Source organism: Parabacteroides sp. D25 (genome assembly GCF_000307475.1).
GTDB lineage: Bacteria > Bacteroidota > Bacteroidia > Bacteroidales > Tannerellaceae > Parabacteroides > Parabacteroides distasonis.
In genome coordinates this window covers 1-15,213 of record NZ_JH976501.1, presented here as the reverse complement: position 1 = coordinate 15,213, position 15,213 = coordinate 1, and the positions used below count along the sequence as shown (strand labels likewise).

Genomic DNA, 15,213 nt, shown 5'->3' with positions numbered 1-15,213 from the left:
AACGTATTATTATCTACCATCAAAAATAGCATAAAAACAAGATCAAGCCAAGTCCATCTCGCAAACAGCAAGCTTCCAACCCTTAAAGACCAAGGTGACAAGACGAAGCTCCGTATCCCCCTTGGTAGCGTGAACCTTCGGGTCAGCGGCGTAACGGCGTAACTGGATGGCAGCCTCGGCTCTCAACGCCTCGATTTCCGTTTCGGAAGCGTCCCAACGGGCGTATTTCACCTCCACGATATAGCTAAAGCCTATCTCGGGCTGGTGGATCAAGTCGGGCATCATGTAGAAATCGGCGTACCCCTTGTTGGCCTCATACTCCGGATAAATTATATAGGTACGGGTCAAGCCTAGATAAGCCAGTAGGAAACCTTTCACGTGCGCCTCCCCCTCTATGAACTCGCGGATAGCGCTCTGCCGCTCCAGCTCGGAGGAAAAATACTCGAACACAGGCTTCCAGTCTCCGTCGTAAGCCATGTCCTTTACCAGATCATGAAGCTTGTATAACTCTATTGAGAAGACATCAGCTTCCCGGTAAGCCTCGATCAGATAGGTATATAATTGCTCACGTACCGTCAGGTTGGGAACGCCCAGAAGGGTATCTCCACGCTTGGTACCCTTGATGGAGAGCAACCCGAAATAGTAAAGCAGGCTCTTGAAGTTGTCCGGCTTGGCGATATCCTCGGCAGGAAAAGCATCCTTGATTACTGCGGTGGTCTCGCCGTTGTTCACGATCTCCTGGATGATCGAAGCGTTCGTGCCGAACCGCTTGTCGAGACGGATCAAATGGCGGAGCTTGTTGTAGTCCGTGCGGATGTTGTTGTCGATCATCTTATCCGGGGCCGATCTCAAGGGCAGGTAATTGCTGATGAAATACAGTACCATATCCGAGTTGTACATAGGCTCGTCCAGACTCTTCGTAGAGAAACGGTAGTTATCGTACCACGGCTTCATCAAGTTGATCAGATCGTCCACACTATCCTCAAAACCTGTCTCGCTCTTGTAATAGGCCAGCATCTCCCGTACCTCTCCCTCGCTAAAACCTATGATTCCATTAAAGCGGTAATCTGTCGTCATGTTGGCTCCGATATTGAAACCGCTGGTCACGTCGTCCATCGTCACTGGAGATACCCCGGTGATAAACATGCGCTTGATAGGGCCATCGCCCGTAGCCCCTTCTTTCAGTTTGTTGAAGAAATAACGGAAGAAGCCCGTACCGTGTGTCAATGCCTTGTAATGTTTCTCACCCATATTGGCGAGGATAGCGTTGGTGAAGTTATCATACTCGTCAATGAAGAGATAGATAGAGAGATTCAAGCGTTTAGCCTCACTGATCGTGTAGGTCAACTTCTCGTCAGCATTTGGCAGACTCTCCATTTTCTCCCGGAAGCCCGGATTGAAGAAACGTTCGTAGTAGTAGGCAAACTCCCGGAAACGAGCGGCACAGTGATCATTAAAAGAGCGGATCAACTCGTCAGGATCTGGGTTCACGCCTGCGAAATTGAAATCCAGTACAAGATATTGTCCCTGCTCCGGGGTCGGATGGGAGCCGATATATAAGTCGCCGAAGAGTTCCTCAAAAGAATCCTTACGGTTCACGTCATAATACCATCTGAGGACATTCAAGAATAGCGACTTCCCGAAACGGCGCGGGCGGATAAGGAAAAAGAAACTTGCGTTCCGCTCCACCTCCGCAATATAGCGAGTCTTATCAACATAATAATAATTGGCGGTACGGATTCGCTCGAAATCCGTCAGGCCATATGGAATTTGCTTCGTTGCCATAATATATCTCCTCCTGTTTATTTGTCGCTTACGAATAAATCACTTGTTCGTAACTTACTTACGCAAAGATAACATCTACAAAATGATTTCACGAATCTTTGACCGTAGAATCATGCCGTCAAACCAAATCAATCGACAAACTCACCAGAAGGAGGATTCGCACCTTCTCCCACTCCCCACTTCTTATTAGGGCGGTCTCCCATAAACAATTCTAATGTTCCTCCCTTCATGACATCCTCATGAGTAAACCACGTCTTATTATACTCGGCGCCATTCAACTTAGCGGATTGAATGTATTTATTTTCCCACGAAACCCCATGAGCGATCATGGTAAACACTTTCCCGTTCGCCAACTGAATCTCCGATTTATCAAATAAAGGACTACCTATCGTATAAACAGGCACTCCCGGAGAAACCGGATAGAAACCTAAAGCGGAGAATACATAGAAAGCCGACATTCCACCACCATCCTCATCACCACAAACACCCATCAGATCATTCCTGAACCAACTTTCCATAAGCATACGAATCCGTTTTTGCGTCTTCCACGGCTGACCGGCGTAGTTATACAGATAAGGAATATGGAAACTAGGCTCATTTCCCATCACGAATTGCCCGACATTGCCCGTAGCATCCGGATGAAGAGCATAATATTGCCATTTTGACATTTTCATATCCTCAACAAATAACTGATCCAATCTCTCAATAAAAGGAGTGTTGCCTCCAAAAAGATCTATTAAATCCTGAATATGATGGCGTACATCCCAATTATAGGTCCAAGCATTATTCTCATCAAAATAAGCCCTAGCCCCGATACCTCCGGAAAAAATATAGTCGAACGGTTCTATAAACTTCCCATCTTTATCCTTCGGATGGAAGAAATGAGTCTCTTTGTTAAAGACATTCCGGTAATTATAAGAACGATCCTGAAAGAATCGATAATCCTCATCTTTTCCCAAATGTTTAGCTAATTGGGCGATACACCAATCGTCATAGGATGCGGCTGTAGTTACGGCTGCCGCTTGTCGCTGTTCAAATGGTCCTACCTCCGTAAACTCTTCTTTTTCTCCCGGATGCAAAGCGGGGAACCAGCCATTCTCATGATAAAAATCATCCAAGGCCGTTTTAGGTCCCCGGTACCAAGGGATCATGGACTCTGTCATCACCGTATGCTTCATACCCTCGAAAGCCTTTTCCACATCAAACCGCAAGCCTTTATTTAAGGCATCCGCAAAGACACCTGCCGCATGGTTACCGTTCATGCAATGCGCATCCCCAAATACACAAGGGAAAGTAGGTATCCACCCGGATTGCTCATACATCCGGATATAAGACGCCAGTTTTTGTTCTTGAGCCTCCGGATTCAATAACACTTGCAACGGGTGAAGGGCCAGATAGGTATCCCATACCCAATCATCCACCCAGAAATCCACCCCATTATCTTCATGTACCTTTCCGTCATACGCACTAAAATATTTACCATCTTCAGAAATATTGATCATTCTTTCGTGCGCCCGATACAAGGCGGTATAAAATGTGGTCTTTTGATCCTCCGTGCCTCCTTCAATCTTTATTTTGCCTAACACGTCGTTCCATTTATCACGAGCTTGCGAGGCCAATTTCTCCAGATTGAAATCATTGATTTCATTATATAAATTCCGCTTGGCCTGTTCTACTCCAATATAAGAAATTCCATAACGGACATTCACCACATCCTCCGATTCCGGAAATTCAGCAAATACCAAAGAATGAGAGAGGCTATCAACTTGAATGGGCTGGGCATCAAACTCCAAATAAAAATAATGTTTTATCCCGGCGAAATTATCATATCCACACAAAGCTCCATCCTTTATATCGATCTCTCCTTTTCCATTGGCTTTCAACAAAATCAACCGTCGATCCGAATCCTCAAACCGAAAACGATAGATCGCCGATTTAGCAGCAGGCGCAAAATCCACCCCTACGGAGAAATCATCCAAATACACCGAATAATTATAAGGCGTAGATTTCTCATGATCATATCGATATTTTAAATTCCCACCGAACTCCTTAACGTCCCCCCTATAAGGCAACAGCAACAATGAATGGCCTTGCCTATGGGAAGGACTATTTAGGGCCAGTCCCTCCATACGATCCGTCGTAAACTCATTATGAGTCGGAATCATTCGCAACATGCTGTTAGGCAGGTGGGTAGTGGGATAGGTAGGCACAAGTAAATGACTGATATTCCCAATCCGGTTATTCACATAATCTACTGGTGTTTTTTCTATTTTACTTATGCAACTACATAATAATAGAAACAAGGTTGTCTGAAATAATAGTTTCTTCATGAGATTGTATTTAATAATAACGATTCTCTAGCATCTATTCTTACCACAAAGATGAAAATTAAAGTTGATGAAGCAAAACTATCGTGAGTTATTCAAAGCAGAACTCTCTAGAGAATTACATGCCGTGTTCCCGTATTATGACTAGAAAAGAGGCTACCTTCCTTTTTGAACTGCACCTCTTTTCTATCTAGAATAAAGTTTATCAAAAGGATACGGGTTGAATATGCATAGCGGCACCACCATCTGAAGCGAGCGGTACTGTTATTTTATCCTTTGCGGTAACAGTTAAAGTATCTTTGATAAGATGATTAGGATTGGTATCTGTGTCTCTCACATCTTTATAAAGAGTTACTTTATAATCTCCTTTACCGAGGGCTAGCATATGGCAGCGAGTACTAGTGACATAAGGGTTACTTTGTTGTATCTTAAACTTGTCTTTCGGAAGAGCCCGAAACCCGCCTAAATGATAATCGGCAGCTCCAGCCAATAAACGGGTAAAAGGAAATGATGTTTAGCTGCCTTTGCCAAGAACTCTTCCTAAATACGTATCATATCTTGATCGCCATTACGTAATTTTTGCACTATTAAGCGCTCCCGAACATCCATCTCATCGCAAAGATTAGGTTTTAAAATGAAAATTAAAACTGTTATTTCTAATAATACAATCTTCCATCCACAGCTTTTTCATTTACCGCTCCGTTTAAATGAAGCTTCTTGTAAATTTTTATATGTGCTCTGGTTTTCTGTGGAAGGATTCGGGACAAACACGTACGACTTTCATCCAAAACACGTACATGTTTTTTCAAAAAGTCGTACGTGTTTTGGATGAAAGATCATCGTGCTTTTTTGACTCTGATTTTTAGCATTTTATACACTAGACTCATCAGTGGTCTTATTGTACGGAATTTGTATTGAGAACAAAGCTTTCCGGCTTAACCCAAACGGATGGGTTGCCATCTCATATACGTGCCTGTCCGCCATAACCACTCCATCGGGCCGTAGCGCAAGCCGGACAGCCAATATTGGCTAAAGGCAATCTGTATGGCCGTAAATCCAAGGCAGACCAATACACTCAAGAAAACACCCAAATGGCTCCAATCCAAGCCAAAACCGGAGAAGATAAAGACACCGGTCACGGACTGTACGATATAGTTTGTCAATCCCATACGCCCATAACTAACCAATGGCTTCATGGCATTTTGAACTTTTACCGAGCGGTAAGCCTCTAAGACCAACACCACCCACAGATAAGCCGTCATCAGATTAATCAAGTTAGTTGTCGTAGCACTCATCCAAGCGTTGGAACAAGCGGATCCGGCCTACGATAAATCCGAGGATAAACAATCCCAAGGTCAGATAGATACGACCGCTGGCAAACTGGAAATTCATTTTTCCAACCAATCCGTCCCAAGCGTTGTTCTCAATGGTCTCGGCTAATGTCGGGACTCGCCGGGGAGCCTCAGCACGAGCGATAGGTGCGGCAGCCGGTCTCTCCACCACTTGCTCGACGGCAGGAGCCGTTACAGCCTTATACGCTACGGGAATTAGTGAGGCACCGCCCAAGAAAAGGAAAAGGGTGATTCCCACCAATAATTTAGTAGGCCATTTATACATCAATACCAATACAAAACCAAGCAACGCATACACCAACAAAATATCTACACGAACCAATAAACCATGAACAAAACCAATCACAAGCAACAATACCAATCGCCATAAAAAACGAGGACGGAAATCAACACCTTTTTGAGCTGCCCGATCCATCTGGATAAAAAAGCTCAAACCAAACAGGCAAGAAAATATAATGAAGAACTTGCCGAACACCAAGTAATTAATAAACCACCGAAAAATCTCATCCAGCGTCCCTTCCCAAGGGAACATGGCTTGGGGAGCCATCGTCCCCATAGCGCCAAAATGCTGCATCCCATGAATCAAGCAAATACCAATCAAGGAGAAGCCACGCAGAGCGTCGATTACCGTAATACGTCCACCGGACGAAGCAAGTGTCTTATTCATTTCCATATCCGTAATAATTTTTATTCTTATTCGTTTTTTCAAGTTTGATAACGCAAAAGTAAATGGTGGCACTAAACGCCGCAATACTTTCAAACTCCAAAACGAAAACAATAAGCCTCATCACGAAAAGAACTAATTTACGGTAAGATAAGCAATTATAGTCCCAACGGCCAAAATAGCGCCGATTGCGGTCTCATAAGGAATCAGCCTCAACCGCTCACGAATGCTTATATCCGCTACCCCACCAGTAGCGTGGAAGAACGATCCATGCGGCAAATGATCAAGCACGGTAGCACCGGAATTAATCATAGCGGCTCCCCAGACACCACTGATACCGGCAGCGATAATAATATCCGCGAATGACGAAGAGGCAACTGTCGCTCCGGCTGTAGTAGAGGCTGTAGCGGCAGACATCAATACGCCGGAAACCGGAGCCAATAAAATCTCTCCCATATCCGTATGCGATAACGCATCTAATAAAACATCCTTGATAGAGGAAGCCTTGATCACTCCCGCTATAGTGCCTGTCCCGACCAACAGGATCGAGACATTCGACATCTTCTTGAGCCCATACGAGAGACTGTCCGTAATCAATGACCATTTCCTCATCGCCAGAATCCCAACGATTCCTCCAACGGGCAAGGCTATCATCGGATCGATCGCCACATGGAATAAAGGGCGAAACGACAGCAGTAGGATCGTCACTACCGGAGCGACCATGCTAGAGGCGAAGGAGGGGAGAGCCGCTTGCAGGTTATCTATCTCCTCGTTCGCATAAAATCCATTTTGCCGGGGTAAGAAACGGCCTATGACATATACCGTAAACAACAATCCAACCAACGCCGGGATCAAGTTCGCATACATGACAGAGTACAAATCCGCATGAAAATTCTCAGCGGCGATAATCGTATTCGGATTTGGAGAAATGATATTGCCACATTTTCCTCCACCGATCATCATCAACAAAAGGCTACCCCGGGGAACCGCCAGTTTCCGGCCGATACTCAACGCAATCGGAGCCACCGTAATAACAGCAACATCAATAAACACTCCAATAGCCGTTAGCAACATCGTAGCGAAAGCGAGCGCAAAAAACACATGTCGTTCTCCCAATCTATAAATGATCGTATTGGAGATAGAAGCCGCCGCACCTGTTTTCACCAATATCCCCGACAATACCCCCGCCGTCAAGATCCGAATGACAGCCGGAGTTACGTCATTTACTCCACTGATCATTAAAGAGACCGTTTCCGGCAACGAGACTCCCCCTAATAATCCTCCTACTAATGCCCCTAAAATAAGGCTATAGACTGGCGACACCTTTCTTATAATCAAGAAAATCGACACTAATAATCCGATAAAAGCTCCCCATGCACTCATTATACCCATGTGTTAGTGATTCATATAGTAATGGATTACACGCAATTGTTGTTCCAAGGCACGCCCAATATTCCGGCAGGTGAAATCCTTATCCATCGCCTGCTCCAAGGAAACCGGATAAGGAAGAAGTGGTAAGACCGCCAGAAACCCGGATTTATTAAGTGCCTCTACCTCCTCTACGGAACCACCCATTACGATAACCGGGATATCCTGTCTCACACCTGCCTGCAACACTCCGAATGGGGTCTTTCCCATGCAAGTCTGTTTATCCAGTTTACCTTCTCCCGTAATAATTAGATCCGCCCCCCGTATACATTCATCAAAACGCAAGGCATCTAGAACCATCCGGATACCGGGTTTAAGTTCAGCCTTTAGGAAAGCGACAAATCCTCCACCTAAACCACCTGCGGCTCCCGCACCCGGAATGTCGTCTATCTCTATTCGTCCCGTTCTTTTTATGACTTCCGCAAAATTTCGCAAGCCCTCATCCAGCAAACGGACCATAGCATCGTCCGCTCCCTTTTGGCGGGCAAAGACATACGCCGCCCCTTTCTCACCATAAAAAGGGTTATTCACATCGCAGGCTATGGTAAATGAAGTTTCCCGCAATTGCGATAATGCCCTTGAACAATCGATCTCATAAATCCGATTAAGGATCTGCCCACCCAATTCCAGCTCATTCCCGTCTCTATCAAGAAAACGAAAACCCAAGGCCTGCAACATACCGGTTCCTCCGTCATTCGTCGCGCTTCCCCCTATTCCTATTAAGAAATTCCGGCAGCCACGCTCCATAGCGTCTTTTATCAACTCTCCGGTTCCATATGTCGTTGTTCTCAAGGGATTACGCTCCGACACAGGCACTAACGTAAGGCCACTCGCTGTCGCCATCTCGATAACCGCCGTACGATTATCCCCCAGTATCCCATAAGTAGCCTCGACCGGCCTCATCAACGGATCATGTACGACACAAGATACGACTTCTCCACCCATCGCCGTAATCAAAGTCTCCACGGTACCTTCTCCCCCATCCCCAACCGGGATTTTCACGACCTCGCAATCCGGAAAGACCTTATGGATCGCCAACTCGGCACATTCAGCCACTTCAATAGAAGATACTGAGCCTTTAAATGAATCGGAAGCAACAACGATTTTTTTCATTTAATCTCCTTTTTACACATAATAATAAAATAAATCAATTCCTTCAAGATGCCCCAATATATAGATTTTAAATCAAATGAAGTACTACTTACTTGGGTAGAGAAGATATACTTCATTGGCAAAGTAAGCTATCTCCTGTGACAAAATAAGTATATCTCCTGCGACAAAAAAACTAAAAGTGACATTTTAATGCGGTTACCCTTCATAGTCTTTCAAGAATTTGTCTAATAGTATTCAAATTTTTATTTTTGCATTTATTATAATACAATTATATATTATGAAACAAAAATTGAACATTACTACATTCTTACTGTTTTGGTGCATCACTGCTTTATGGTCTATCCCACGTCCCGAATATCCCCGTCCACAATTTGAACGCATGGATTGGGTAAATTTGAACGGAGAATGGACTTGCTCATTCGATTTCGGAGGTACCGGAATGGAACGGGAGTTCTATAAATCGAACGGTTTTGACCAAAAGATCACAGTGCCTTTCTGCCCGGAAAGTAAGTTATCCGGCGTAAAATACACGGATTTCATTCAACATTTCTGGTATCAGCGTCCTATCACGATCCCACAAGAATGGAATGGAAAGAATATAAGACTTAACTTTGGAGCTGTTTATTATAAATCGGAAATATACATTGATGGAGTCTTAGCCAATCGCCATTTTGGCGGAACCTCTTCTTTCGCAGTAGATATCACCTCCTTGGTAACACCAGGAAAGACACATAGCCTAGTCGTATATGTAGAAAGTGACCTACGAAGCGCAAAACAACCGGCAGGAAAACAAAACCTACAATTTGAATCCTACGCCTGTAATTATACCCGGACCACAGGTATTTGGCAAACGGTTTGGATGGAGGCTGTCCATCCGGAAGGATTGCAATCCGTGCAGTTGCTGACAGATATAGACCAACAACAATTGGTTGTGCGTCCTCGTTTCTATAAAGAACTAGGAGGTAAATTGCAAGTAACCGTAAAAGACAACGGTAAAATAGTAGCCAGCCAAACCATTACGGCAAGCTCCTTATCTTCTGCTATTCTACCCATCAAGAAAATGAAAACATGGAGTCCGGAAAACCCTTTTCTGTACGACTTGGAATACAAAGTAATAGATAAGAACGGGAAGGTAGTAGATGAGGTAAGAAGCTATACAGGTATGCGTAAGGTACATATCGAAGGCAATAAGATTTATCTGAACAACAAACCTTATTACCAACGCTTGGTACTTGATCAAGGATTTTATCCCGATGGAATTTGGACGGCTCCTAGCGACGAGGCGTTAAAGCATGACATCGAACTCTCCATGGCGGCCGGCTTTAATGGTGCCCGCCTCCATCAGAAAGTATTCGAGGAACGTTTCTATTATTGGGCGGATAAGATGGGCTATCTTACATGGGGGGAAGCTTCCAGTTGGGGAATGGATTGCAATGATACGGAAACCGCCCGGAATTTCATAACTGAATGGACCGAAATCGTAGAACGTGACCGTAACCATCCTTCCCTTCTTATCTGGACACCTACAAACGAGGAGTTCTGGCCTGATCGCATACAATATCCGCGCCTGATGCACGACCTGTATAACCTAACGAAAATGATAGACCCGACGCGTCCTTTCCACGGTACCAGCGGTGGTGTACACATCGCTACCGATATCTGGACAATCCACAATTACGAGCAAAATCCGGAAGAATTGAAAAAGCAACTGTATAATGACGGTAAACTATTTGTCACCCCAAAATGGGAAATACAATTGATGCCGAAAAATATCGGTTTCAACGGCCTGAAATATACAGACCAATACCAATTCCCGAAATATAAAAAAGATATGCCTTATTTAGTTGATGAGTTTGGCGGTATAAAATGGAACCCGTCACAACAGATGGAAAGTACCCAAAATACATCTTGGGGATATGGAGAGCCCCCCCATTCTTTAGAAGAGTTTTACAAACGTTTGGAGGGCCAAGTTAACGCTGTCCTATCTCTTTCGAAGGATATCTGGGGATATTGCTATACACAGTTGACTGATGTGGAACAAGAGCAAAACGGTATCTATTATTATGACCGTACGCCAAAATTCGACATGAAGCGTATTCATGATATCTTCAGCCAAACCCCGAAGGTAGAATAACATCATGATCTTAGTACGAGGGACAGTCAATATGTAACAACCAAATTTTATCAGGGACATATCCACATGGATACGTCCCTTAATTTTTACAGATTACATATTTATCTTTATCTCAAAAATTTAATAAATAAAATAAATAACCTTGATAAGTATCTACTTTCGTTTGGTTAATTTTGAATAGCACAACATTATTTATCAACAGATTCTCCTCGAACTCCACCACCTTCTCAGTAATGACCTACGGTTCCGTACAATCTATGCTCTAAGTTTTTTCATATTCATTTGCAATTATCACCAGCTCAAATATTTTAAGACAAAAGGGAAAAATATTAGCTCTTTACTTACAAAATAAAAAAACACGGAACTCATCAATGAATCCCGTATTCTTTAATTATCAACATTTTAGAGGATATGCTACTTTTTTCTTGTACATCTTATAACTTCCTGATTGATGTACTTAACTTTCTCCAGATCCATCTTCTCCACCTTTCGGTCATAAGTGACCAAGCCGTTTATCTCATGTTCCACATCTGTAGTCTGCGTATAGATGGCCGTGCTTAGTCCGAAATAGTTTATCATCTGCTCTAGCTCGGTAAGCATTAATACATAGGTATCGGTCAGGACCTCTCTATTCAACATCATCTCATAAGCGTCATTGCGTACAGGCCACATATGCCCACGCACAAATAGACCTTTTCCTCCGAATTCGCCAAGGGACGCAGCACGTTTATCATCGGGACGGGGGATCGCCTTAGGCTCGATCTTGCCATAATGATGCATATCCACGAAATCTCCATTTCTGGGATCTCCATAAGCCTTACGATAGCCCGGAGCGTAATTATATCCCGACATACCGTTTACCCAACGATTCGGATCGTACTTTTTCACCCAAGCTGTGATGTCTGTCGCTTCAAAAGCTCCCCAATTCTCATTAAACGGGACCCACATCACGATAGAAGGCGAGCTGACGTGTTGGTCGATCATCACTTTCAATTCGTCACGGAACTGTTTACGAACCGCCACGGAATCCTCACCATCCGGCTCCCAAAGATTCGGCATATCTTGCCAAACCATCAAGCCAAGCCTGTCACAATGATAATACCAACGTTGAGGCTCTACTTTGATATGCTTGCGTATTACATTAAAACCCGCACGTTTCGCCAGTTCTATATCATACAACAAAGCCTTGTCGGTAGGAGCAGTAAATGCGCCATCGGGCCAATAACCTTGATCTAAAAGACCGATATGGAAAACAAACTCCCCGTTCAATAAAGGCCGAAGCACACCATCTACCTTTCCCATACTAACAGAACGCATACCAAAATAAGAAGATACCTCATCTATTATCTCACCCTTTCGATCTTTCAACTGCAATTTCAAACCATACAAGAAAGGATCATCTGGACTCCATAGACGGGGTTCCCGGATAGGCAAGTAAAAACTCATATTGGAATTTCCTTCGGTTCTTGCCACCTCTGAAGTACCATTATCCGCGATAGCCGTTACCTTTAACTCCTTATCCTCCGTATAAGCAATTACTTCCAACCGATTATTTTTTAAATCGGGCACTAGCTTAATCTGAGAAATATATTGTTTCTCTACCGGTTCAAGCCAAACGGTTTGCCAGATACCGGAGGTAAAAATATAATCTCCACGTGAGCCGTTCTTGCCCGAAGCGGCCCGGCCGTCGTTAGGATCATAAGCACCTACCACAAGGACATTTTCACCGGATTTCAAATAATCAGTAATATTTAAACTAAAAGCATCGTACCCTCCCGTATGGGTACCCACCTTCTTACCGTTGACAAACACAGACGAGATCCGATCTACAGCCCCAAAATTCAACAATACATGCCTGCCCTTCCATGCTTGAGGAACAGAGAAGCTACGCTTATACCACAGACAAGTATCACCCCCACGAGCTATACCGGATAATTCCGATTCCGGAGGATACGGCACACGTATCTTTTCTACTTTCGCGGGAAAGGCTGGAGGAGTGGTCGCCGTAACAGGATCGAGCAGGTCTTTTCCTCCCATATAATCATCGGGTAAGTCAAGGGCATTACTGCCCCCTTCTCCCCTAAGAACCGTACGTGAGAGTTTCCCCTCATACGGCTCAAGCAACTCAATATTTCTATTTGTTGTTAGAAATCGGCTCATACTTTCAACAGTTTCGTTTATTTCGCTTGTAGCAGTTGTTATGGACAAGTTGCCGTACAATTGAACCACCAACAGATATTTCATTGACGTTCCATGCTTTTGTACAATCTATCTCCTTGCCGCATAACGGACAAGTCCGCTTCTGCTTGTTCCATAAATATAAGAGTGACTTACGTCCTTTGAGAGATTCCAGCATTTGTTGCTCCTTTCGCTGAAAGAAATAATCATCGTATTCCGGGTCGAAAGGGTTTGCCTCCCCCTTGACTTGCTTGTACGGAGTATAATGTATATCCGACAACCTTTTAAGGGTCAGGTAGTTCACTTTCTTGCTTTTTGTTTCATATTTCCATGCAAACGTCCATTTACGCCCCCGAATTTCATGCCAATACTTATCTGCAACCCAAGACTTGCGTTTCTTTGGGTGGCGACGTAAAGCCCATTTCTTTGTGAGGTTGTAAATGTGATTGTCGCAACCGTGAAAAGCATTGGTTGATGCACCATATCGGTAATAGTTTCCCCAACCTGTTATCACAGGATTGAGCATTCGTATCAGCGATTCCTGCTTACACATTTTATGTCCTTTAACGATGTCACTGATTTTTGCCCTAAAGCGTTTCTGTGCATCTTTGGACGGAGATGTGTACAGCCTTTTGCCGAACTTCCTTACATTGAAACCTAAGAAATCAAATCCATCGTATATGTTCGTAATGGTAGTTTTCTCTTCGGATAAGGTAAGACCCCTTTCTTTGAGAAATTCTATCACCATTGGTTTGACCTCGTTTTCCAATAATTCCTTATCTCGACCCGTGATTATAAAGTCGTCCGCATACCTGATAAGATTCACTTTGTAGTGGAATGTCTTATAGTTGATGAAACGTCTTTTGAATCTTTCAGCCAAGAGTGGTTGAAGTCCGTCAAGTGCCATATTTGCAAGTGTCGGTGATATGATACCTCCTTGTGGTGTACCCTCTTCTGTCGGGAACAGTTTACCATTGAATACAGCTCCACATTTCAGCCATTTTCTGAGTATTGTTTTATCCATAGGGATATTTTCAATAAGCCAGTCGTGACTGATGTGGTCGAAGCAACCCTTAATATCTCCCTCCAAAATCCATTCGGGGGAATGCTGGCGATTTAGAACCGTATCAATCTGACGAATTGCGTCCATTGTCCTGCGCTTCTTTCGGAAGCCGTAAGAAAAACGGCCGCCTGTCGTTTCGGCTATCGGTTCCAATGCCATGAGATATAATGCTTGCATCGCCCTGTCTTTCATGGTCGGTATTCCCAACGGTCGGAGTTTACCGTTCTTTTTCTTGATGTGAACCCTACGGAGCGGCTGTGGATGGTAGCCACGACGTCTAAGTTCACCGATTGCTTTGTACTTGCGCTTGGGAGAGTCCCAAAGCTGTTTATCTACTCCAGACGTATTCTTCCCTTTGTTGGAAGTAACCCTCTTTACTGCCAATGCCTTGGCGTAAAAAGAGTGAGTAAGCATCCACTGCAAGGTTTTCACCTTGTTATGTCTGCCTTCTTTCTGAGCCTTTACAATACGCGCTTGTAGCTTTCGGACATAGGTTTCACACTTAGACCAGTTCATACCGTCCCAAGTCAGATTCCTGCTGTCAGCAGGCGCACACGATGTTTTAATCTCGTTCATTTGCTTTCCTCCTTTTGAAAGTTCTAAAAGTTATCTTGTAAAGAGTTACCATATACGGAAGTCTGCCCACTTTCGTGTCGGATGATGTTACCCTCATTAACTCGTGATGTTGGTTCAATCCGTATCCTCCCCATTACAGGGCGGCATTCGCTTTCTTCGTTATCTCATACCTGCACCCCATTCGGCTTGCCTTGCGGTTCGCTTACTCGCATTATTACGAGAGAGATACAGGCTTGCCCTGTTCCACGCAATTGACAAACGGATAGTTTAGGTTCTGCCAAGTCCGCCGGCAGTGCTATGTCCGTGTAACCCCAACATGGGCGAGGGTTATCCGACTGCTTACCTTTTGGTGAGAGCTAAAGTATCTTGCGCTCCTTCAAACCTTACGACGGCTAAAGTCAGTTCACATTACGTTAACCATGCTATCCAGCCTCGCCACTCGACGGTATGATACTAACCGCCCTTGACGTTCCCTCACGGTTCAGTCTTGTCCTTTCGGAAAGTGTACTTTGTCCTATAAGCTTAGCACAACCCATCACTGGAGATGCACCTTATAGTAGGCTACCGCTGACGGAACAGCGGGTTAAATCTTG

The 15,213-nt window shown here is 44.2% G+C and carries 9 protein-coding genes and 1 pseudogene; 1 reads left to right on the top strand and 9 read right to left on the bottom strand.

The window, feature by feature from the left end:
- Positions 1–42: 42 nt before the first annotated feature.
- The 7 genes and pseudogenes from HMPREF0999_RS03795 to HMPREF0999_RS03765 all read right to left on the bottom strand — a co-directional run bounded on the left by HMPREF0999_RS03795 (position 43) and on the right by HMPREF0999_RS03765 (position 8,669).
- Entirely contained in the window at positions 43–1,785 is a 1,743-nt protein-coding gene (locus HMPREF0999_RS03795) for an ATP-binding protein (RefSeq protein WP_009275200.1), read from the bottom strand.
- A gap of 128 nt (positions 1,786–1,913) precedes the next feature.
- Positions 1,914–4,115 carry a GH92 family glycosyl hydrolase gene (locus tag HMPREF0999_RS03790; RefSeq protein ID WP_009275199.1) on the bottom strand — a complete coding sequence of 734 codons (2,202 nt, stop codon included), beginning with the start codon at positions 4,113–4,115 and terminating at the stop codon, positions 1,914–1,916.
- A gap of 202 nt (positions 4,116–4,317) precedes the next feature.
- Positions 4,318–4,617 (bottom strand): annotated as a pseudogene (locus HMPREF0999_RS23205) (glycoside hydrolase family 97 C-terminal domain-containing protein); the annotation flags it as partial.
- 430 nt (positions 4,618–5,047) lie between these two features.
- Complete coding sequence (locus tag HMPREF0999_RS23300; RefSeq protein ID WP_048926824.1) at positions 5,048–5,407, bottom strand: DUF418 domain-containing protein; 360 nt, start codon at positions 5,405–5,407, stop codon at positions 5,048–5,050.
- Positions 5,388–6,137: a DUF418 domain-containing protein gene (locus HMPREF0999_RS03775; RefSeq protein ID WP_009275197.1), complete on the bottom strand. Its 750-nt coding sequence runs from the start codon at positions 6,135–6,137 to the stop codon at positions 5,388–5,390. The genes HMPREF0999_RS23300 and HMPREF0999_RS03775 overlap by 20 nt, the downstream gene beginning before the upstream one ends.
- 126 nt (positions 6,138–6,263) lie before the next feature.
- Positions 6,264–7,511, bottom strand: coding sequence for a GntP family permease (locus tag HMPREF0999_RS03770; RefSeq protein WP_009275195.1), 1,248 nt, complete (start codon positions 7,509–7,511; stop codon positions 6,264–6,266).
- 12 nt (positions 7,512–7,523) lie between these two features.
- A complete protein-coding gene (locus HMPREF0999_RS03765; RefSeq protein WP_009275194.1) occupies positions 7,524–8,669 on the bottom strand; it encodes a glycerate kinase in 1,146 nt (381 codons plus the stop codon).
- 277 nt (positions 8,670–8,946) lie between these two features.
- On the opposite strand from HMPREF0999_RS03765, the gene HMPREF0999_RS03760 reads away from it, so the two are divergent.
- Complete coding sequence (locus HMPREF0999_RS03760; protein ID WP_009275192.1) at positions 8,947–10,803, top strand: glycoside hydrolase family 2 TIM barrel-domain containing protein; 1,857 nt, start codon at positions 8,947–8,949, stop codon at positions 10,801–10,803.
- A gap of 414 nt (positions 10,804–11,217) precedes the next feature.
- Here HMPREF0999_RS03760 and HMPREF0999_RS03755 read toward each other — a convergent pair whose 3' ends face one another.
- Entirely contained in the window at positions 11,218–12,963 is a 1,746-nt protein-coding gene (locus HMPREF0999_RS03755) for a glycoside hydrolase family 2 protein (protein WP_232306296.1), read from the bottom strand.
- Between the two features lie 4 nt (positions 12,964–12,967).
- Entirely contained in the window at positions 12,968–14,620 is a 1,653-nt protein-coding gene (ltrA, locus tag HMPREF0999_RS03750) for a group II intron reverse transcriptase/maturase (protein WP_009275190.1), read from the bottom strand.
- Positions 14,621–15,213: the final 593 nt, after the last annotated feature.

What these genes read in the sequence shown, in the direction of transcription:
- HMPREF0999_RS03795 (WP_009275200.1), bottom strand. Translation starts at nt 1,785, where the DNA reads ATGGCAACGAAGCAAATTCCATATGGCCTGACGGATTTCGAGCGAATC.
- HMPREF0999_RS03790 (WP_009275199.1), bottom strand. Translation starts at nt 4,115, where the DNA reads ATGAAGAAACTATTATTTCAGACAACCTTGTTTCTATTATTATGTAGT.
- HMPREF0999_RS23300 (WP_048926824.1), bottom strand. Translation starts at nt 5,407, where the DNA reads ATGAGTGCTACGACAACTAACTTGATTAATCTGATGACGGCTTATCTG.
- HMPREF0999_RS03775 (WP_009275197.1), bottom strand. Translation starts at nt 6,137, where the DNA reads ATGGAAATGAATAAGACACTTGCTTCGTCCGGTGGACGTATTACGGTA.
- HMPREF0999_RS03770 (WP_009275195.1), bottom strand. Translation starts at nt 7,511, where the DNA reads ATGAGTGCATGGGGAGCTTTTATCGGATTATTAGTGTCGATTTTCTTG.
- HMPREF0999_RS03765 (WP_009275194.1), bottom strand. Translation starts at nt 8,669, where the DNA reads ATGAAAAAAATCGTTGTTGCTTCCGATTCATTTAAAGGCTCAGTATCT.
- HMPREF0999_RS03760 (WP_009275192.1), top strand. Translation starts at nt 8,947, where the DNA reads ATGAAACAAAAATTGAACATTACTACATTCTTACTGTTTTGGTGCATC.
- HMPREF0999_RS03755 (WP_232306296.1), bottom strand. Translation starts at nt 12,963, where the DNA reads ATGAGCCGATTTCTAACAACAAATAGAAATATTGAGTTGCTTGAGCCG.
- ltrA (WP_009275190.1), bottom strand. Translation starts at nt 14,620, where the DNA reads ATGAACGAGATTAAAACATCGTGTGCGCCTGCTGACAGCAGGAATCTG.